Annotated in this window: 18 protein-coding genes; 8 read left to right on the forward strand and 10 right to left on the reverse strand. The window is 58.4% G+C overall.

Going from position 1 to position 19,675, the window contains the following annotated elements; translation table 11 throughout:
- Positions 1 to 33 precede the first annotated feature (33 nt).
- The 7 genes from OLX72_RS17295 to OLX72_RS17325 form a co-directional block, all read right to left on the reverse strand.
- Complete coding sequence (locus tag OLX72_RS17295; RefSeq protein WP_114869972.1) at positions 34 to 609, reverse strand: holin family protein; 576 nt, start codon at positions 607 to 609, stop codon at positions 34 to 36.
- Entirely contained in the window at positions 600 to 1,211 is a 612-nt protein-coding gene (locus tag OLX72_RS17300) for a holin-associated N-acetylmuramidase (RefSeq protein ID WP_114869971.1), read from the reverse strand. Before OLX72_RS17300 ends, OLX72_RS17295 begins: the two co-directional genes overlap by 10 nt.
- A gap of 95 nt (positions 1,212 to 1,306) precedes the next feature.
- The gene (gene ccmE, locus OLX72_RS17305) at positions 1,307 to 1,771 is read right to left on the reverse strand and encodes a cytochrome c maturation protein CcmE (RefSeq protein WP_114869970.1); all 465 of its coding nucleotides are present in this window, start codon (positions 1,769 to 1,771) and stop codon (positions 1,307 to 1,309) included.
- A 9-nt stretch (positions 1,772 to 1,780) separates the two neighbouring features.
- Positions 1,781 to 2,809: an N-acetyl-gamma-glutamyl-phosphate reductase gene (gene argC, locus OLX72_RS17310; protein WP_433989188.1), complete on the reverse strand. Its 1,029-nt coding sequence runs from the start codon at positions 2,807 to 2,809 to the stop codon at positions 1,781 to 1,783.
- Positions 2,810 to 2,886: 77 nt separating this feature from the next.
- A complete protein-coding gene (locus OLX72_RS17315; protein ID WP_433989189.1) occupies positions 2,887 to 3,696 on the reverse strand; it encodes a glutamate racemase in 810 nt (269 codons plus the stop codon).
- Between the two features lie 8 nt (positions 3,697 to 3,704).
- Entirely contained in the window at positions 3,705 to 4,583 is an 879-nt protein-coding gene (locus OLX72_RS17320) for a lysophospholipid acyltransferase family protein (protein WP_114869967.1), read from the reverse strand.
- A gap of 87 nt (positions 4,584 to 4,670) precedes the next feature.
- Positions 4,671 to 8,093 (reverse strand): indolepyruvate ferredoxin oxidoreductase family protein, encoded by a 3,423-nt coding sequence (locus tag OLX72_RS17325; protein ID WP_433989190.1) that lies wholly within the window; start codon positions 8,091 to 8,093, stop codon positions 4,671 to 4,673.
- Positions 8,094 to 8,257: 164 nt separating this feature from the next.
- Here OLX72_RS17325 and OLX72_RS17330 point away from each other — a divergent pair, with 164 nt between their 5' ends.
- The 7 genes from OLX72_RS17330 to OLX72_RS17360 all read left to right on the forward strand — a co-directional run bounded on the left by OLX72_RS17330 (position 8,258) and on the right by OLX72_RS17360 (position 15,347).
- Positions 8,258 to 9,163: a LysR family transcriptional regulator gene (locus tag OLX72_RS17330; protein WP_114872221.1), complete on the forward strand. Its 906-nt coding sequence runs from the start codon at positions 8,258 to 8,260 to the stop codon at positions 9,161 to 9,163.
- A 300-nt stretch (positions 9,164 to 9,463) separates the two neighbouring features.
- A complete protein-coding gene (locus OLX72_RS17335; RefSeq protein WP_254684749.1) occupies positions 9,464 to 11,728 on the forward strand; it encodes a mechanosensitive ion channel family protein in 2,265 nt (754 codons plus the stop codon).
- Between the two features lie 95 nt (positions 11,729 to 11,823).
- A complete protein-coding gene (gene purL, locus OLX72_RS17340) occupies positions 11,824 to 13,983 on the forward strand; it encodes a phosphoribosylformylglycinamidine synthase subunit PurL (RefSeq protein ID WP_433989191.1) in 2,160 nt (719 codons plus the stop codon).
- A gap of 66 nt (positions 13,984 to 14,049) precedes the next feature.
- Positions 14,050 to 14,286, forward strand: a complete 237-nt coding sequence (locus OLX72_RS17345) for a BolA/IbaG family iron-sulfur metabolism protein (protein ID WP_114869964.1) — start codon at positions 14,050 to 14,052, stop codon at positions 14,284 to 14,286.
- A gap of 4 nt (positions 14,287 to 14,290) precedes the next feature.
- Positions 14,291 to 14,551 carry a hypothetical protein gene (locus OLX72_RS17350; RefSeq protein ID WP_433989192.1) on the forward strand — a complete coding sequence of 87 codons (261 nt, stop codon included), beginning with the start codon at positions 14,291 to 14,293 and terminating at the stop codon, positions 14,549 to 14,551.
- Positions 14,544 to 14,906: a Grx4 family monothiol glutaredoxin gene (gene grxD, locus OLX72_RS17355; protein WP_114869962.1), complete on the forward strand. Its 363-nt coding sequence runs from the start codon at positions 14,544 to 14,546 to the stop codon at positions 14,904 to 14,906. Before OLX72_RS17350 ends, grxD begins: the two co-directional genes overlap by 8 nt.
- Before the next feature lie 54 nt (positions 14,907 to 14,960).
- Positions 14,961 to 15,347 (forward strand): hypothetical protein, encoded by a 387-nt coding sequence (locus OLX72_RS17360; RefSeq protein ID WP_433989193.1) that lies wholly within the window; start codon positions 14,961 to 14,963, stop codon positions 15,345 to 15,347.
- Here the strand turns inward: OLX72_RS17360 and OLX72_RS17365 are convergent.
- Positions 15,344 to 15,736 carry a cell division protein ZapA gene (locus OLX72_RS17365; RefSeq protein WP_114869960.1) on the reverse strand — a complete coding sequence of 131 codons (393 nt, stop codon included), beginning with the start codon at positions 15,734 to 15,736 and terminating at the stop codon, positions 15,344 to 15,346. The genes OLX72_RS17360 and OLX72_RS17365 overlap by 4 nt on opposite strands.
- Entirely contained in the window at positions 15,736 to 16,245 is a 510-nt protein-coding gene (locus OLX72_RS17370) for a hypothetical protein (protein WP_114869959.1), read from the reverse strand. The genes OLX72_RS17365 and OLX72_RS17370 overlap by 1 nt, the downstream gene beginning before the upstream one ends.
- Before the next feature lie 272 nt (positions 16,246 to 16,517).
- On the opposite strand from OLX72_RS17370, the gene tkt reads away from it, so the two are divergent.
- On the forward strand, positions 16,518 to 18,539 hold the full coding sequence (gene tkt / locus OLX72_RS17375; RefSeq protein ID WP_433990479.1) for a transketolase: 2,022 nt from the start codon (positions 16,518 to 16,520) through the stop codon (positions 18,537 to 18,539).
- An 18-nt stretch (positions 18,540 to 18,557) separates the two neighbouring features.
- Here tkt and OLX72_RS17380 read toward each other — a convergent pair whose 3' ends face one another.
- Positions 18,558 to 19,529, reverse strand: coding sequence for a DUF808 domain-containing protein (locus tag OLX72_RS17380; RefSeq protein WP_433989194.1), 972 nt, complete (start codon positions 19,527 to 19,529; stop codon positions 18,558 to 18,560).
- Positions 19,530 to 19,675 lie beyond the last annotated feature (146 nt).

Below are 19,675 nucleotides of genomic sequence, written 5' to 3' on the forward strand. Positions count from 1 at the left end.
GCGCGGCCAATCACAATCGGACAGGAATGCGGTTCACATTGTCGCGGGGCGTCTGGTTTGCGCGCTTTTGCGCCATGCGCTTAGGGCTGCATTTTCTTCATCGCCATCCGGCACTTCCAGGGCAGCGGCCTCTTTCGGTCGGGTTTCCATGGTTTGCAGCTCGCGAAGGTTATTCAGAACCTCTGGGACACGCCCCATAGTGCCGACAATCTCGCGCTGGAACTGCTGCGATTTCACCTGATGGCGCGCCCCGAAATAGAACGACACCACGACGCCCAGCAACCACCACAGCGGTTCGGGCACCAGAACAATGCCCTGCATTCGCGCGGCGAACCACACCGGATCCACCATCGCCGCCACGAACAGGCCCAGCGTACCAAAGGCCATCGCCGGTCGCGGCAGACGGTTCAGCCCATCCATCAGCCTGTCGAAAGTGCCCTTGCGCGGAACGGCGAATTCGGCGGCATGCTGTTGCATCGCCTGTATTTGTATCGCCTCGCTGCGTTGTGCACCCGCTTCGGCGTTTTCGCGAAACACTTCGGCGGTATCACGGATGACGTTGCGCCCGTCGCCAAAGATCAGCCCGATGATCTGCCCGATCAGTCCCATGATTTTGTCCTTTCTTGAAATTGCGACACCGTCAGGTGGTAATGCGGTGCCATGAAGGTTTCGGCCCGCGTGATCCAGCCGCCCTTGCCGCCCTTTCGGGTGCGGGCATATTTACGGCTGGCGGGGCGGCGATCGGCCAGATCGAAGTAATATCTGCGCCGTTCAATCGCGTAGGCATCGGCCAGATGGGCGGGCCCGCGTTCATAGGCATCCGCCGCTGCCTTTTGCGTCTGTGGCCCGATCATACCGTCCGCGGTGATACCATACCCCATCTTAAGCAGCAGATTTTGAAGGATTTTCACAGCATTGGTACCGGCATTGACATACATATCGAACACGCTGCCATGTAGCGCGGCTGGCAAGCTGGCGATGTTCGGTCGTTTGAAGTAGTGGATCAGAAAGATATCGGTTGCCTGTTCGCGGCTAAGCGCCTGAACATCGCGGTGATCCGTTATCCCGTTGGCGTCCAGATCAATGCCAAGTCGGCGCAAGGTGCCAAGGGTCACGCCAAATTTGGTCGCGCCGCCCGGATCATCGGGATCGTTCACATAGCCGCCTTCGCGGGCGACAATTTCTTTCGCAATCTGTTGGATGTCGGGCATCGCACAGCCTCTGTTGGCATGTTCTATGCGACAGGAAACTGCGTATCAGACGTTAATTATTGTTGGAGACAGCGCGCGGTGTTTGCGGTTTATACCTAGTTTGTCGCCGCTTCGGACACCTGGTCGGGATCCTGATAGACGCCCTGCTCCTTCAGCGCGTCAATCACTTCGGCGGGCATGTAGGTTTCATCGTGTTTCGCAAGGATTTCCGTAGCTTCGAACACACCGTTCACGTAACTTCCGGTGCCGACCATGCCTTCGTTTTCGGAAAACAGATCGGGCAGAACGCCCGCATATGTCACCGGAACAGATGCGCCACCATCGGTCACACTAAAGCGGATGGTTTCACCCTCTCCACGTACGATACTGCCTTCTTCAACCAACCCGCCAATGCGGAACACTTCGGTCGGTTGCGGCGGTTCCGCCAGAATCTGCGAGGGCGCGCGGAAAAAGTTGATACCGTCGCGCATCGCGTATCCGATCAACACCACCGAAACAATCAGTGCCAGAAACGTAAGCAAAACCACTTGAATACGGCGGGTTTTCTTAAGGTTTTTCATCGCATCCTCTTACGGAAAAAGGGGTGCCAGCATTAACCCCTCGGTCTCATCCTCACCTAACATCAAATTCGCGTTTTGCAACGCCTGCCCGCTGCTACCTTTTGTCAGGTTATCCAGCGTGGCCACGACAATGGCGCGGTTTTCGATGCGGTCGGCAGTCACCCCGATATGGCAGAAGTTCGACCCGCGCACGTCATGGGTGCTGGGCGTTGCGCCAAAGGGCAACATGTGAATGAACACCTCGTCCGCGTAGGCGGTGCACAATGTATCATAAACGATTTGCGCATCGCCTTTGACATAACAGGTGGCCAGAATGCCGCGATTGGCGGGGATCAGGTGCGGTGTAAACTGCACTTTGACAGGGCGTCGGGCCAACCGGCTGAATTCCTGATCAAATTCACCCAGATGGCGGTGCGTGCCACCCACCGCATAGGCGTTGGTGCCTTCTGACAGTTCCGCGTGCAGCAGATTTTCCTTGAGGCTGCGCCCCGCACCGGAAACGGCGCATTTCAGATCAAGAATAATGTCATCTAGATCGATCACGGCGTTGGCAATGAGCGGACGCAGCGCAAACTGCCCGGTGGCCGCATTGCACCCGGTGCCTGCGACCAGCCGTGCAGCGGTAATTTCATCACGATAGAATTCGGTCAGGCCATAGACCGCCTCGTCCTGCTGGGCCAATGCGCTGTGCGCATTGCCGTACCATTTTTCATAGGCTGCCGGATCACGCAGCCGGAAATCCGCGCTGAGATCAACGATCTTCAGGGGCGCAGGCAGCGCGGCAATCACCTGTTGCGAGGTTTTGTGCGGCAGCGCGCAGAAACACAGATCAACCGTGGAAAAATCGATTTCATCGATGGTGCACAGCGTTGGCAGGCTCAGATGGCGCAGATGCGGGAACACATCGGCCATCACCATGCCCGCCTTGCGGTCTGCCGACAAGGCGGCGATTTTCATATTCGGATGGGTGGCGATCAGCCGGACCAGTTCGGCACCGGTATAGCCGCTGGCGCCCAGAATTGCGATGTTGTGGGTCATATCGGACCTCTTTCAATGTCGGTTGCACCGGTTCAAGGTGCGCGTGTAAGATTTTGTAAAGTCTTAAACAACAGCGATTATGCTGCCTGAAATGCGATCTGTCGTCGCAAAACTTGCGTTGCGCGGTCGCTGACCCGCTTGGGATCGCCTGTGGTCAGAAAGGCAGTGTGCCCCGCGCCTGTCATATCGGGATGCCGGGTCAGGTAATCGGCCAGCGATTCCGCCACCAGCCCCGCCTGCGAAAAGACACTGACCTCGGGACCAAGCGCCTGCTGGAACGTGTCCTGCATCAGCGGATAATGGGTACACCCCAACACCGCTGCCTGCGGATGGGGCATTTTGCGTTTCAGCGCATCCACATGGCTGCGCACCAGCGCCTCGGCCAGAATCATATCGCCTTCTTCGATGGCATCGACAACGCCACCACAGGCCTGTGCCTCTACATCGACACCGATGGCACGAAACGCCAGTTCACGCTGAAACGCACGGCTGGCAACGGTGGCGGGTGTGGCAAACAGCGCCACATGCTTGACCCCAACCTCGCGCGGAGGAGAATTGTCGCCCCAGTTGCGTTCGGTCAGCGCCTCGATCAGGGGGACAAAAACACCCAGAACACGCTTGTCAGCAGGCAGCCAGCTTTCCTGCATCCGGCGCAAGGCGGCCGCACTGGCTGTGTTGCAGGCAAGGATAACCAGATCACAGCCTTCGGCCCAAAGACGTTCGACCGCCGCACAGGTCAGATTATAGATATCGTCTGCCGTGCGCACACCGTAAGGTGCGTGGGCACTGTCGGCGAAATAGACGAATTCCACATCCGGCAGCCGCTTTGACACGGCGTCCAGAACCGTCAGCCCGCCCAGACCTGAATCAAAAATTCCAACTGCCATGTCGTCCTTCAGGCGCGATGCCGTTCCTCGAATTCAAAGCCGTAATCATAAGAGTTGAGCGGCGTTGGAGACAGCTCATACGTGGCTTTGCGAAGGAAATCCATCATTGCTTTGGCATCTTTTGACATCGGGTCCAGAACGTCACGCCCGATCGGATCGCCGACGACAATATCGACAGGTGTATCGACCCGTTTGTTGAATTCCTGGATCAGCAATCCCAGGCGCAGGGTATAATGCAGGTGGCTGGCAATCTGAAACAACCGCGAGGTGTGCCCGTCAAAGAACAGCGGCACCACCGTCGCCTCCGATTTGGCCACCATCCGGGCGGTGAAACTGCGCCAGCCCGGATCCATGGGCCGCGAAAACGGTTTGGCGGCTGTACTGACCGTGCCACCGGGGAACACGCCAATCGCGCCGCCCTGCCCCAGATAATCCAGTGCGGTGGCGCGGGTTTTGAGGTTCAGCTTCAGCGCGTCCTTGGTATCATCAAAACTGATCGGCAGCAGGACACGGTTCAGATCCTCGGCCCGTCTGAACACTGAATTGGCCAGTATCCTGAAATCGCCGCGCACGGTGGACAGGATATGGCCCATGATCAGCCCGTCCAGAATGCCATAGGGGTGATTTGCGATCAGGATCAGCGGCCCGTCCTTTGGAATGTGGCGCAGCGATCCGGCAATGACGTTCAGTGTCAGCCCATAGCGTTCGACCATGACCTGCCAGAAATCGCGCCCGGCCGCGATCTCTTGCTCGTATCCATCTGCCCGCTTGATCAGGCGCAGGCGACCTGTCGAATTTTCAAGCAACCGGACAATGGCCCGCCCGCCGCGCGATGCAGCGGAATGGGAATAGGTGATATCACGTGTGATTTCGCGCCTTGAAGACATGGCCTGTGCATCCTTCTGCGCCCGACACGGTGTCGGGCGGTTCGCGGCCAGCCTATGACATATCTGTAACCGAATGACGACACATCGTCATTCGGCTGCGGTGGCTTTCGGCTTTGGGTCTGCGGCAAAGGCGGCCAGCAGTTCTTCGCGCCGTTTGGCGGCCTTGGCCTCGTTCGCGGCCTTGACGGGTCCAAACCCGCGAATATCCAGCGGCAGGACTGCAAGCGCGCATGCGATGTCCATCTTGTCTGCGCTGGGGTTCGGAAGGATCGCTTTCATGTCTTTTTCATACTGTTTGATCAGGGCGCGCTCCATCCGGCGTTCTGCGGTGTATCCGAACAGATCAAACGGCGTGCCGCGCAGCGCCTTCAACCTTGCCATGATTTTCAATGGCCCCTGCATCCATGCGCCGAATTCACGTTTGAGCGGGCGACCATCAGGGCCGGTTTTCGACAGGATCGGCGGTGCAAGGTGAAACGTCATCTTGAAATCGCCGTCAAATTCAGCCGCTGCCTTTTCCTGACTGGTCAGCAACAGGCGGGCGACTTCATATTCGTCCTTGTAGGCCAGCAGTTTGTGATAGCCTTTGGCCACCGCCTCTTTCAGCGCCGGATCGGAAATGCCGTCGACCAGTTTGCGATAGCGTTTTGCCAGCCGCGCGGATTGATAGCGTGTCAGATGATCGGCACGGTAGTCGATCTTTTCGCCCAGTGATTTGGGCAAGAACACAACTGTCGGGGCCAGCAGTTTTGCAGCGTCCTGCGGATAAAGCACTGCCCAGCGTCCGATATCGAATGCGCGCAGGTTGCGTTCAACCGCGGCCCCGTTCATTTCAACCGCTTGCCTGATCGCATCAAATGTCAGCGGGACAAGCCCACGCTGCCACGCTGCCCCAAACACCATCATGTTGGAAAAGATCGAATCCCCCAAAGTCGCCCTGGCCAGCTCAGAGGCATCAAACAGATCGACCCGGTCTTTCAGCCGCGCCTGCAAGGCAACGCTTAACCGGTCGGTCGGCAGTGAGAATTCGGTGTTCCGGGTGAAATCACCGGTGATGATTTCATGGCTGTTGACCACAGCACCGGTTTGTCCCGCGCGGGTCAGGCCCAGTGTCTTGGCCCCCGCCGACACGACCAGATCACCACCGATCAGGGCGTGCGCCTCGCCCGTGGCGACGCGGATTGCGCTGATGTCTTCGGGTTTTTCGGCCAGCCGGCAATGGATGTGCACCGCACCGCCCTTTTGGGCCAGTCCGGCCATCTCCATCATGCCTGCGCCCTTGCCATCCAGCTGGGCCGCTTGTGCAATCACCGCCCCGATGGTCACAACGCCGGTGCCACCAACACCGGTGATCACGATGTTATGGGTGCCGTTGATCGCGGGCAGATCGGGCATCGCAAGATCGGGCAGATGTAATTCTGCCGTTGGTTCCTTGCGGATCTTGGCGCCTTCCAGCGTTACGAAAGACGGGCAAAACCCTTTGACGCAGGAATAATCCTTGTTGCACGAAGATTGATCGATGGCGCGTTTGCGCCCCAGTTCGGTTTCAACCGGCACGATCGACACGCAGTTCGATTGTACGCCGCAATCGCCGCAGCCTTCGCAAATGTCCGTGTTGATGAAAACCCGTTTGTCCGGGTCCGGGAACAGGCCGCGCTTGCGACGGCGGCGTTTTTCGGCGGCACAGGTCTGGATGTAGACAATCGCAGACACGCCGGGAAGTTTTGAATACGCGTCCTGCACCTGCATCAGGGATTTGCGTTCATGTGTTTCAACGCCTTTGGGAAAGGCATTAAGGTCCACATCTTCCTTTTCGTCATAGACAACGGCGATGTGTTTCATCCCCATCGCTTTCAGTTCGGCGACGATACGGGGCGCGTCCAGCCCGCCTTCGTTGCCCTGCCCGCCGGTCATGGCGACGGCATCGTTGTAAAGGATCTTGTAAGTGATGTTGGTGCCAGCGGCCATCGCTGCGCGGATCGCCTGAATGCCCGAATGGTTATATGTGCCATCGCCCAGGTTCTGGAACACATGGCCGCGTTTGGAAAACGGCGCTTCGCCGATCCAGTTGGCGCCTTCGCCGCCCATATGGGTAAAGCCGGTGGTTTCACGATCCATCCACTGCACCATGTAATGGCACCCGATACCGGCATAGGCGCGGCTGCCTTCGGGCAGTTTGGTGGATGAATTGTGCGGACAACCCGAACAGAAATACGGCAGGCGGGCGGCAATATCTTCGGCATTGTCGGCGCGCCGCGCTTCGCTAAGCGATGCTAGGCCAGCCTTGATCGCATCGGTTTCGCGCCACTCTTCGATCAGGATGCCGCCGATTTTTTCGGCAATCATGATCGGATCCAGAGCGCCGCGCGTCGGAAACAGTTCTTCGCCGTGCATCGAACCGGCACCGCCGCCCTTGTGCCAGCCATAAACCCGCCGCCCCTGACGGTCGTTGAATATGGCCTCTTTGATCTGCACTTCGATCAATTTGCGTTTTTCCTCGACGACGACGATCAGATCCAGATCTTCGGCCCAGTCATGAAATCCGCGCATATCCAGCGGAAAGGTCTGCCCGATCTTGTAGGTGGTGATGCCCAGACGCTCTGCGTCGGCTTCGGTCAGGTTCAGCAGGCTAAGCGCGTGCACCAGATCAAGCCAGTTCTTTCCGGCAGCAACAAAGCCGATCTTGGCGCCGGGTTTCCCCCAGACGCGCTTGTCCATCTTGTTGGCATGGGAAAACAGTTCTGCCGCGTAGCGTTTGTAGTCGATCATCCGCGCCTCTTGCGCGTGCGGCGTGTCGATCAGACGGATATTCAGCCCGCCTTCGGGCATTTCCATCTCGGGTGCAACCAGCTTCATCCGGTTGGGTTCACCGTTGACGACTGATGTAACCTCGACCGTGTCTTTCATGGTTTTCAAGCCGACCCACAGCCCTGAAAAGCGCGAAAGGGCAAAGCCGTAAATTCCGTAATCCAGAATTTCCTGCACACCTGCGGGACTGACCACTGGCATGTAGGCATCCACCATCGCCCATTCGGACTGATGCAGAACCGTGCTGGATTCGCCGGTATGGTCATCGCCCATAGCCATCAGCACACCGCCATTCGCCGACGTACCGGCCATGTTCGCGTGACGCATCACATCGCCGGTACGGTCCACACCCGGCCCTTTTCCGTACCAAAGGCCGAACACGCCGTCATATTTGCCTTCGCCGCGCAGTTCTGCCTGCTGGCTGCCCCACAGGGCGGTGGCGGCCAGATCTTCGTTCAATCCGGGTTGAAAGGTAATGTCGCTTTGCGCCAGCGGCTTGGCTGCGCGCATCATTTGCAAATCAACCGCCCCCAGAGGCGAGCCGCGATATCCGGTTACCAGCCCCGCAGTATTAAGCCCTGCGGCTGCATCGCGGGCCCTTTGCATCAGCATCAGCCGCACCAAAGCCTGTGTACCATTCAGCAGCACCGGAGACTTGGTCAGATCAAACCGGTCATTCAGGGAAATCTTCTGGTTCGACATCGGCCCCTCCCAAGGCTGGGTGAACAATTACTTGCCTAATAATAGGTCACAATTTCTGACCTGCATAGCGAATTTTTTGGATATTTTGCGTTTCCCGCCCTGCGCCAGGTTCCTTTTTTCATGATTTCATATAGGTCACATACATCTATATGAAAGTTGCGGCGATGGACTGGGACAAGCTTCGAATATTTCATGCGGTTGCCGATGCCGGCAGCCTGACCCATGCGGGTGACAAGTTGAACCTGTCACAATCTGCGGTCAGCCGCCAGATTCGCGGGCTTGAGGAAAGCCTGCACGCAACCCTGTTTCACCGCCATGCCCGCGGGCTGATTCTGACCGAACAGGGTGAATTGCTGTTTGATGCAACCAGCGCGATGGTCAAACGTCTGGACACGGCCAGCGCCCGTATCCGCGACAGCGAAGAAGAAGTGTTCGGCGAACTCAAGGTGACGACCACAATGGCGTTCGGCTCGCTTTGGCTGGTGCCGCGCCTGAACAAATTGTACGAAAAATATCCCGACCTTAAAATCGATCTGATGCTGGAAGAACGCGTTCTGGATTTACCAATGCGCGAGGCGGATGTGGCGATCAGGATGAAGGAACCTTCGCAGGCCGATCTGATCCGCAAGAAACTGATGACAGTACAAATGCGCCTGTTTGCGTCGCCCGATTATCTGGCGGAAAACGGTACGCCCAAGCGGTTGTCAGATATCTCCAGACACCGTCTGGTGTTCCAGAATGTGAAATCGGCCCAGGTTGTCGCGGGAATATCGCTGGTGCAGCATCTGATGACATACGATATCCGGTCACTTCTGACGGTGAACAATTATTTCGGTGTGCTGCAAGGGGTTATCAGCAATATCGGCATTGGCATCCTGCCCGATTATGTCACGCAGGACTTTCCCGATCTGGTCTCTGTCCTGCCCGAGGTGACTTCGGCGGATGTGCCCGTTTTCCTGGCCTACCCCGAGGAACTGCGCCAATCCAAACGCATCTCTGCGTTTCGCGACTTTGTGCAGGACGAAATCATTACCTACCGCCGGCAATTGCGCGATCAGGCGAAACCCTGATCAAAGCTATGCATCCAGTGCATATCGGGATTGCCGAATAATGGCCCGATAACTCTTGATCGATTCAATTCTGCTGCCTATTTGATCATTCGAAGGCGATGAAGGCTTAAACGCGCATCATCTTCATACCTCCCTGTTGGACTTCGGCCGAGCTTATTAGCTCGGCCTTTTTTTTGGCCCTGCGACACAGTCAATTGCGTGCGCAAATCCGGGGTGCAGAGATTTCTTGCATAGTAGAGGGTTTTCGCCGATTTTGAGCCAAACAAACAAGTAACCAAATACCGACAAGGGACAGAACACTTGCTGACAAGAATTCTATCAAGCGCGCTTGCGCTCTTTTTGTGTGTCGCATTCTCGGGCGCAGTACAGGCACAAAGCGCAACCGACACCGCGTCAGTGACATTGCCGGAAACGCTGTCCCCCGAAAACGTGCGCGATCTGGTGGCGGGGTTGTCTGACGAACAGGTCAGAGGCTTGTTGCTGGAGCGCCTTGATGCGGTCGCACAGGCGCAAGCCGCAGAAAGTGCGGACGACTCCAGCGGTCTGGGTGAAATGTTTTATCATGCGACAACGGGGGCTGTTGGCCAGATACTGATCGCGATCAAGGCCATCCCCAATCTGTTTAGCTTGCAGGCGCAGTCTGTCTCAAACTTCTTTTCCCAGTTTGGTGTCTCGGGCGTGCTGCTGTTCTTGGGGCTGTGCTTTACAGTGATCGCAGCGGGCTTTGCGGCAGAATGGGTTGTGAATCGGCTGACCCGTGGCTGGCATACGCTGAACGAAGATGACGAACGCCCCGAAACACTGCGCGCGACCGTTGCGGCCCTGTTCCGGCGGTTGTGTCGCGATCTGCTGGGGGTGTTTGTCTTTTTTGCGGTCGGTCGCACCGTTGCCTTTTCGATCATCCCGCTGGAGATGCTTCCATTTGCACAGATCATCCTGTTCAACCTTGTGGCTTTGCCGCGGATCGTTATTGCCTTTTCGCGCTTTCTGCTGGCGCCGCAACGCGAAAATTATCGTATGGTAAATGCCGACAATCAGACGGCACAATTCCTGAACCGGCACATTGTCGGCTTTTCGTTCCTGTTCGGGTTTACCATTGCGATCCTTGGCTTCAACGAACTTAATCAGGTTCCGGTGGCGGATATGCGTCTGGGGTTCTGGCTGAACCTTTCGCTGCATTTGTACATCGTCTGGATCGCGTGGACCGCGCGTGATGGTCTGATACAGATGATGCGCGGACCCGATAAAGGCGTCAGCGAAATTGAGGCCAAAGTTTCAAGTGCCTATCCCTATTTCGCGATTGCGGTGTCTCTGGCAACGTGGTGGCTTGTCCTGACGCTGTCCAGCTATGGCCAGATCGATCTGCTGCGCACCGCGCCTCACTTTAAAACAATGGCTGTTTTGTTGCTGGCCCCCGCCCTTGATACGATGGTGCGCGGGATCGTGCGCAATATCATGCCGCCAATGCTGGGCGAAGGTGTGATTGCCAGACGGGCGCATCACGCCACCGAATTGTCTTATGTGCGCATCGGACGCGTTATTGTATTTGGCCTTGTGGTTCTTGTGATCGCGAATTTCTGGGGTGTGACTCTGGCAAGCCTGGCTGCCGGTGCCGTCGGGGCCAGACTGGCCGGCAACGTGGTTGCGTTCCTGATCACAATTGCAATCGGCTATCTGCTTTGGGAGGTGGTGTCCGTTGTGATCAACCGCCAGCTGGCTAAGGAAATGACGGCCTCCGGAGAGGCGCCTTCGGAAGAACAGGAACTGGGCGACGGCGGCGGTGCGGGCAGTTCGCGCCTGTCGACTGTGCTGCCGCTTATCCTGTTGGTGTCTCGAATAACGATTGTTGTTCTGTTCACCCTTCTTGCCCTAAGCGGCCTTGGGGTTGATACAACACCGCTGCTGGCGGGGGCGGGTATTGCCGGTCTGGCCATCGGTTTCGGGGCACAGAAGCTGGTCACCGATGTGGTTTCTGGTGTTTTCTTTCTGGTCGATGATGCCTTTCGCGTTGGCGAATATGTCGATGTTGGCGATGTCAAAGGCACGATCGAAAAAATCTCGGTCCGCTCGATGCAGTTGCGCCATCATCTGGGCCTTGTTCACACGGTGCCTTACGGGGATATCGCCAAAGTCACGAACTTTAGCCGCGACTGGGTGATCACGAAGCTAAAGTTCACGGTACCTTTTGATACCGACCCCGAAAAAGTGCGCAAGATGTTCAAGAAAATCGGCCAGGAAGTACAGGCCATGGACGAATTCAAGGATGATATGTTGCAGCCGTTCAAATCGCAGGGCGTCTACAATTTCGACGATGTCGGTATGGTCGTGCGCGGCAAATTCATGGCCAAACCCGGATCGCAGTTCATGATGCGTAAAGAGATCTATAATCGCGTCAAGGCCGCGTTCGACGAAGCCGGCATTGATTTTGCCCGCCGCGAAGTGCGTGTGAACATCCCCAATCTGGAAGATCACGACGAGCTGACAGACGAGGACAAGGCGAGGATTACCGCCGCAGCCGCAGCCGAAGCGGAAACCCGCGATGCGGGCGCGGCCGGAAAAAAATAGGCGGAATGACCATCGTGGCGCGCGGGGGTCTTTCCCCTCGCGCGCCCTTGGATTAAAGACAGCCCATCTGACTGCCATTTGGGGAATCCAACAGGATGCAAGAGCCGGCCATCACGCCCGACCTGATCAAGAGCCACGGGCTGAGCCCCGATGAATACCAGCTTATCCTGACCATCATCGGACGCGAGCCGACATTTACCGAACTGGGCATCTTTTCGGCCATGTGGAACGAACACTGTTCCTACAAGTCATCGAAAAAATGGTTGCGCACCCTGCCCACAACAGGCCCGCAGGTGATCTGCGGCCCCGGCGAAAACGCCGGTATCGTCGACATTGGCGATGGTCAGTGCGTGGTGTTCAAAATGGAAAGCCACAACCACCCCAGCTATATCGAACCCTATCAGGGTGCGGCGACAGGGGTGGGCGGTATCTTGCGTGACGTGTTCACCATGGGCGCGCGCCCGGTGGCGGCGATGAATTCACTGTCGTTCGGTGAAACCAGCCACCCCAAGACACGGCAGCTGGTCAATGGTGTGGTCGCCGGTGTGGGTGGCTATGGCAATTGTTTCGGCGTGCCGACTGTTGGCGGCGAAGTGCGCTTTGACCCCGCCTATAACGGCAATTGTCTGGTCAACGCCTTTGCTGCTGGCCTTGCCGATACCGATGCGATTTTCTATTCGGCCGCGTCGGGTGTGGGGATGCCCGTGGTCTATCTTGGTGCCAAAACCGGTCGTGACGGTGTGGGCGGGGCCACGATGGCCTCGGCCGAATTCGATGACACGATCGAAGAAAAACGCCCCACCGTACAGGTCGGCGATCCGTTCACCGAAAAGCGCCTGATGGAAGCGACGCTGGAACTGATGCAGACTGGCGCCGTCATTTCCATTCAGGACATGGGCGCGGCGGGCCTGACCTGTTCCGCGGTTGAAATGGGCGACAAGGGCAATCTGGGCGTGCGTCTTGATCTGGAAAATGTGCCGGTGCGCGAAGAACACATGACCGCCTATGAAATGATGCTGTCGGAAAGCCAGGAACGCATGCTGATGGTGCTGCGTCCCGAAAAAGAAGCCGACGCGCGCGCGGTCTTTGAAAAATGGGATCTGGATTTCGCAATTGTCGGCGAAACAATCGCCGAAGATCGTTTCCTGATCATGTACAATGGCGACGTGAAGGCCGATCTGCCGCTTAAGGCGCTTTCGGGCAATGCGCCCGAATATGATCGCCCGTGGGTCGCCACGCCACCCGCCGCACCGCTGGCCGACGTGCCATCGATCGATCCGATTGCCGGATTGCGCGCCTTGCTGGCTTCGCCCAATTACGCCGCCAAAAACTGGGTCTTTGAACAATACGACACGATGGTCATGGCCGACAGCGCCCGTACACCCGGACTGGGCGCGGGCATCATCCGGGTGCATGGCACGGACAAGGCGCTGGCCTTCACATCGGACGTGACGCCCCGCTATGTCAAAGCCAACCCTGTCGAAGGCGGCAAACAGGCCGTGGCCGAAGCCTATCGCAATCTGTGCGCCGCGGGTGCCCTGCCCCTTGCGACAACCGACAACCTGAATTTCGGCAATCCCGAAAAGCCCGAGATCATGGGCCAGTTTGTTGGCGCGATCCAGGGCATCGGCGCGGCGGTAGCTGCGCTTGATATGCCGATCGTGTCGGGCAACGTGTCGCTGTATAACGAAACCGATGGCTCTGCGATCCTGCCGACACCGACAATTGGCGCCGTTGGTCTTTTGCGCTCAACCGCCGACATCATCGGTGATCAGGCGCTGGCCCATGATGTGGTGATTGTGCTGGGCGAAAGCCACGGGCATCTGGGCCAGTCCGCCCTACTGGCCGAGGCGTTTGGCCGTCAGGACGGCGATGCGCCCCATGTCGATCTGGACGCCGAAAAGCGCCATGGCAGCTTTGTGCGCGACAGCCGCGCCCTGATCCGTGCCTGCAGTGACCTGTCTGATGGCGGGCTGGCGCTGGCCGCATTTGAACTGGCTGAAAAATCGGGCGTGGGCGTGCAACTGAACAGTGCCGATACCGGCATCCTGTTTGGCGAAGATCAGGCGCGCTATGTTCTGGCCTGTGCGCCGGACAAGGCTGATGCTTTGATGGAGGCCGCCCGAAAGGCCGGTGTGCCCGCAGAAAAGATCGGACAGTTTGGCGGTAATACCATCGCCTTTGACGGCCACAGCGCTGAAATGGCGGAGCTTTCGGGGCTGTTCCGTTCGGCCTTTGAAGCTGCGATTGCCTGATCGGGTCCCTTGCACGCGGCACGTCCACCGCCTACATCTATCATCATCAATGACCGGAGTGCCGCTATGCCGATAACCGCCCACGAAATTGAAACGATGATCCGCGAGGCGTTTCCCAAGGCCCGTATCAACGTACAGGGCGATGATGGGGCGCATTTCGCAGCCGAAGTGATCGACGAAAGCTTTCGCGGGCAGAACCGTGTGCAGCAGCAGCGCGCAGTCTATGCCGCGCTGAAGGGCAAGATGGATGGATCGCAGGGTGAATTGCACGCGCTGGCGCTGACAACCAAGGCCCCTGACTAGGCCCATGGATTGGGGGTTCATCATACCTTTGATCGTACTGGTCGGCATCGTATCCATGCTGTGCGGGGCGTTCGCCCTTCACCGCACCAAAGGCACCGAACGCGGCAGCCTGCCCGGCAAGGGCGATCATGTGATTGAACTCGATTATAATTCGGGTGGCGGTGGCGGCAGCCAGATCGCGCGCTACACTGTGCCCAAAGACCCGCAAGACTATGCAAAACGATTTGTGCCGCAAGGCAAAAGGACGGAGACCCAAGATGACTGATACCGCCAGCCAAATTCAGGAAACCATCAGCGCCAACGATGTGGTTCTGTACATGAAAGGGACCAAGGAAATGCCGCAATGCGGGTTTTCATCGCGCGTTGCCGGTGTTCTGAATTATATGGGCGTGAATTTCGCCGACGTTAACGTGCTGGCCGATGAAAACCTGCGCCAGGGCATCAAGGATTTTTCCGACTGGCCGACGGTGCCGCAACTTTATGTCAAAGGTGAATTTGTCGGGGGCTGCGACATCATCACCGAAATGACGCTTTCGGGCGAACTGGATACGTTGTTCGAACAGAACGGCGTGGCCTACGACAAGGACGCCGCCGACAAGATCCGCGAAGCCAACGGCTAGGCCCCTGTGCCAACTGAATTTGCGCGCATCTGGTATAGGCCCGGTGCGCGCACTGTGTCTTTGGACTTGCTGCAAAAGCGGTTGCAAGATCATCTGGGATGCCTGTGCGAACGCGATCCTGGCCCGCCTGACCGGTTGCGGATCACAGAGCCCGCAGCGTTTTCCCTTTGCATCGACAATTCTGACGCGGTAGCGGAACAGGCCGGCCTCTTTGCCGAACGGCTTGAGGCGCATACCGGCCCCACTGCGGCAACCAGCATGTTGCGCACCTGTACCCGCCGCCTGATCCTTGAAGCGGGGGACGCGCCAGACGATCCTGCCGCGCAGCGCATACTGGTCGGGTTGACCAGCGGCTTGAACGGCGTGTGCGAAGATTTGGCGCACAACCGCGTTGTCATGGCCCCGCGAAAAAACCTGTTGAACAGGCTGCTGCGCCGCTAGCCCGCCTTTTCTTCGATCGCGGCGGCAAGGGATTCTGCGCGGGCGGCGATTTCAGCCAATGTTTCGGTGACAGCCGTCGGCACAATCGGCACTTCGATCCGTTCGGGTTCCGGTGCGGGGGCGTTGCGCAGTTTTTCCAGTTCCTGATCCCGTTCGGCCAGACGCGCCTCGATCACGGAAATCCGGTCTTCGACGCTTGCCGTCTTGTCGGCCAGCATCAGCCCTGCCATCAACAGCATTCGGGCTTCGGGCATCCGTCCGGCCTGATCGGCCAGCACCTGCGCCTCGTCATCCAGCATCTTGGCGGCGGTGTGCAGATATTGCTCTTCGCCTTCCTGGCAGGCCACTTCGAAAGTCCGTCCGCCGATTCTGATTTGCACCTCGGGCATCAGACGCTCTCCTCTTGGTCCTGGGCTGCGGCTTCGATCAGCGGGGCCAGCGTGCCCATGATGGCCTGCGCTTCGGCGGCATCAGCCGCGCGCGCGGCGCGCAGCGCCTGCAATTCGGCCAGCATTGCCTTATTGATCAGATGCGGTTCGCCCACGCCCGCCTCGTTGGCTTCGCGCAGGGCGGCATTGGAATTGCGCAATTGTTCGTTGGCTTTGCGCAGCCGTGTCAGTTCGGCATCCAGGGCGGCACTGCGTGTGCCCTGTTCCTGAAAATGCCGCGCGGCGTTGGTTTCGGTGTTGTCCAGTTGCTTGCGCAGGGCGGCAACACGTTCTTTCAACTGGGCGTTTGCCAGTTTTTCTTCGTCCAGCGCCTGCTGAAGCGCGGCAGAGCCATCGCTACCGGCATCCGTGTCTGCACCTGCTGTTGCGCCAGACAATCCGTCCAGCCCCTGCCCGATCCGGTCCATCGCGGCGGTGATCCTTCGGTGCAACTCTTCAATCTCGCTCATGCCCAATCCTTTGTTCTGCCATGCGCTGTGCCGCCGGGGCCGGTCCGTGCGAATCGCCCCATGCTAGGATATGACCCAAGTTTACCCAAAGCCCAACCAAATTGCGCCCCTTTGCTTTCAATCACTTGAAGCACGGCCTTCATGTGCCGATACCACGGGTGCTTGATCTTTGCGGACCGGCTGTTATTCAGCGGGCAAGACCTTTGGCCTTGCGGCCTTTTCTGCCAACCGATCTGCCCAATCAAAAGGACATCTGACCCGTGAATGCACCTGTGGACATTGCCGCCCTTTCTGCCGCCCATCCGGATCACTGGTCCAAAGCGACGGCGATCCGGACACTGACACTTGACGCGGTCAAGGCCGCAAATTCGGGCCATTCCGGTATGCCGATGGGAATGGCCGACGTGGCGACGGTGTTGTTTGAAAAGCACCTGAAATTCGATGCTTCTGCCCCCAACTGGCCGGACCGCGACCGGTTCATCCTGTCGGCCGGTCACGGTTCCATGTTGCTTTATTCGCTGCTCTATCTCACGGGCTACAAGGATATGTCACTGGAAGAAATCAAGAATTTCCGCCAGTGGGGATCGCGCACGGCGGGCCATCCAGAATATGGCCATGCGGCAGGGATCGAAACCACGACCGGCCCGCTGGGACAGGGCATATCAAACGCGGTCGGCTTTGCCATGGCCGAAGAAATGCAGCGCGCGCATTACGGGCGCAAGGCGGTCGATCATTTCACCTATGTCATCGCCGGTGACGGATGTCTGATGGAAGGCGTCAGCCAGGAAGCGATCGGGCTGGCCGGACGGCACGAGCTGAGCAAGCTGATCGTGCTGTGGGACAATAACAACATCACCATCGACGGAACCGTCGATATTGCCGACCGCACCGATCAGGTCGCGCGGTTCAAGGCATCCGGCTGGAATGTTCTGGAAATTGACGGGCACGATCCGGTGGCGATTGACGCGGCCCTGACGCAGGCAAAAAAGGGCAACAAACCCACGATGGTGGCATGCAAGACGCATATCGCTCTGGGTCACGCGGCGCAGGACACATCCAAAGGCCACGGCGCCCTGACCGATGAAGACCAGCTGGCTGCGGCCAAGGCGGCCTATGGCTGGAAGACGGGCCCGTTTGAAATTCCCGCCGATGTCAAATCGGCATGGGAAGCGATTGGCGCGCGCGGCGCAACAACACGCGCGGAATGGGAGGCACGCTTTGCCACCCTGCCCGGCAACAAGCAGCGCGAGTTCAACCGCGCCTATGCTTTGGATGCCCCGAAAAAGCTAAGCGCGACAATCAAGGCGTTCAAAAAACAGATGACCGAAAGTGCGCCGAAACTGGCAACGCGCGCTTCATCGGAAAAAGTGTTGGAAGTGATCAATCCGATCATGCACGAAACCGTCGGCGGCAGCGCCGATCTGACCGGATCGAACAACACGAAAACCGCCGATCTGGGCGTGTTCCTGCCGGAAAACCGCAAAGGGCGCTACATTCATTACGGCATCCGCGAACACGGCATGGCCGCCGCAATGAACGGCATGGTGCTGCATGGCGGTATGCGCCCCTATGGTGGCACGTTCATGTGTTTCACCGATTACGCGCGCCCCGCCATGCGTCTGGCCGCGCTGATGCGCATCCCGACCGTGTTCGTGATGACGCATGACAGCATCGGGCTGGGCGAAGACGGCCCGACCCACCAACCGGTGGAACATCTGGCGATTTCGCGCGCGACGCCGAACACCTATGTGTTCCGCCCCGCCGATACGATTGAAACCGCCGAAGCATGGGAAATTGCCCTGACCAGCAAGGAAACGCCATCGGTTCTGTCGCTGACCCGTCAGGGCCTGCGCACCGTGCGCACCGAGCACAAGACCAAGAACATGACCGCACAGGGCGGATATGTTCTGGCCGATGCCGAAGGAAGGCGCGAGGCAATCCTGATGGCCACCGGATCAGAGGTTGAAATCGCACTGGCCGCCCGCGATCTGTTGCAAGCCGAAGGCATCGGGACGCGCGTTGTGTCCATGCCGTGTTGGGAACTGTTCGAAGATCAGGACGAACGCTATCGCAAGCGCGTTCTGCCCGGCGGCCCTGTGCGCGTCGCGATCGAGGCCGGTATCCGGTTCGGCTGGGACCGGTGGTTGTTCGGCGAGCGCGGCAAGCGGGAAAAATCCGGTTTTATCGGGATGCACGGTTTTGGCGCATCGGCCCCTGCGGATGTTCTTTATGAACAATTCGGCATCACCGCCGAAGCGACTGCGGCCAAGGTAAAATCGCTGCTGAAGAAATGATGCGATCGCGCGCGGTGCCTAGCCGCGCGCGAACACGGCCCGCCAGGCGGGCGTGACAATGTTTTCCCCGATCGGGATCAGAACCAGCCCCAGCGCAACCCCGAAAATACCGTCCATGGTTGCCTTGGCCATCCATTCAACAGCGGCGGTAAAACGTTCGGGCACGGCATGGCCAACGGCATAGGCCCAATCGTGGATGTGGTGGCCAAGCCAGCCGAAGCCCAGCACTTCCAGTCCGTGGATGATGATTGATCCGCCCACCCATAGCATCGCGGCGGTGCCGACCACTGTCAGGATGCGCAGAAAACCGGGCATCGCCTTGACGATCCCCTGCCCCAGTTTTCGGGTCGGCACCAGACGTCCGCCATTGGCCATTGCCAGCCCGACATCGTCGGCTTTGACGATCAGCGCGACCGATCCGTAAACCGCAACGGTGATCATGATGGCAACGGCCGCCAATGTCGCGGCCTCCATCCAGAAATTGCTGACCGGGATGGCGGCCAGCGCGATGGTCATGATCTCGGCCGAGAGGATGAAATCGGTCTTGATCGCACCCTTGGCCTTTTCTTCTTCCAGATGGGCGGGATCGACTGGTTCGACATCGGCCTTTGGATGATCCATATGCCCGTGCCCGCCGATGCCCAGGGAATGGGCTACCTTTTCAGCCCCTTCAAAGCATAAGTAAGCACCGCCAACCATCAGCAGCGGTGTAATGGCCCACGGTGCAAAGGCCGACAGCGCCAGCCCCGCAGGCAGCAGAAACACCAGCTTGTTCTTGAGCGACCCCTTGGTGATGCGCCAGATGATCGGCAGTTCGCGTTCAGCCTTGAAGCCCTGCACATATTTCGGCGTGACCGCGGCATCGTCGATCACGGCCCCTGCTGCCTTGGCGCCCGCCTTGGTCGCCTGCCCGATCACGTCATCCACCGAAGCAGCCGCCACTTTGGCAATTGCAGCTACATCATCCAGCAGCGCCAACAATCCGCTCATCACATACCCTTTGTTTCGTTTCCCAACACGCTAGCAAAGTCTTGCCCCATGGCAACCGCGATTCCTGCGCAACAGTTAGCGCCACCAATCGCCCAAAACCCCCAGTTTGCGCTAACACGCGGAAAAACAGTGCCTTTTTGCCTTTC

It is taken from the genome of Sulfitobacter sp. TBRI5, from assembly GCF_051013555.1.
GTDB lineage: Bacteria > Pseudomonadota > Alphaproteobacteria > Rhodobacterales > Rhodobacteraceae > JL08.

Coding starts and splice junctions, on each gene's coding strand:
- OLX72_RS17300 (WP_114869971.1), bottom strand. CDS start 1,211: ATGCCCGACATCCAACAGATTGCGAAAGAAATTGTCGCCCGCGAAGGC.
- OLX72_RS17315 (WP_433989189.1), bottom strand. CDS start 3,696: ATGGCAGTTGGAATTTTTGATTCAGGTCTGGGCGGGCTGACGGTTCTG.
- ccmE (WP_114869970.1), bottom strand. CDS start 1,771: ATGAAAAACCTTAAGAAAACCCGCCGTATTCAAGTGGTTTTGCTTACG.
- OLX72_RS17325 (WP_433989190.1), bottom strand. CDS start 8,093: ATGTCGAACCAGAAGATTTCCCTGAATGACCGGTTTGATCTGACCAAG.
- OLX72_RS17295 (WP_114869972.1), bottom strand. CDS start 609: ATGGGACTGATCGGGCAGATCATCGGGCTGATCTTTGGCGACGGGCGC.
- OLX72_RS17380 (WP_433989194.1), bottom strand. CDS start 19,529: ATGAGCGGATTGTTGGCGCTGCTGGATGATGTAGCTGCAATTGCCAAA.
- OLX72_RS17365 (WP_114869960.1), bottom strand. CDS start 15,736: ATGCCCGAGGTGCAAATCAGAATCGGCGGACGGACTTTCGAAGTGGCC.
- OLX72_RS17350 (WP_433989192.1), top strand. CDS start 14,291: ATGGATTGGGGGTTCATCATACCTTTGATCGTACTGGTCGGCATCGTA.
- OLX72_RS17370 (WP_114869959.1), bottom strand. CDS start 16,245: ATGAGCGAGATTGAAGAGTTGCACCGAAGGATCACCGCCGCGATGGAC.
- purL (WP_433989191.1), top strand. CDS start 11,824: ATGCAAGAGCCGGCCATCACGCCCGACCTGATCAAGAGCCACGGGCTG.
- OLX72_RS17330 (WP_114872221.1), top strand. CDS start 8,258: ATGGACTGGGACAAGCTTCGAATATTTCATGCGGTTGCCGATGCCGGC.
- OLX72_RS17345 (WP_114869964.1), top strand. CDS start 14,050: ATGCCGATAACCGCCCACGAAATTGAAACGATGATCCGCGAGGCGTTT.
- argC (WP_433989188.1), bottom strand. CDS start 2,809: ATGACCCACAACATCGCAATTCTGGGCGCCAGCGGCTATACCGGTGCC.
- grxD (WP_114869962.1), top strand. CDS start 14,544: ATGACTGATACCGCCAGCCAAATTCAGGAAACCATCAGCGCCAACGAT.
- OLX72_RS17320 (WP_114869967.1), bottom strand. CDS start 4,583: ATGTCTTCAAGGCGCGAAATCACACGTGATATCACCTATTCCCATTCC.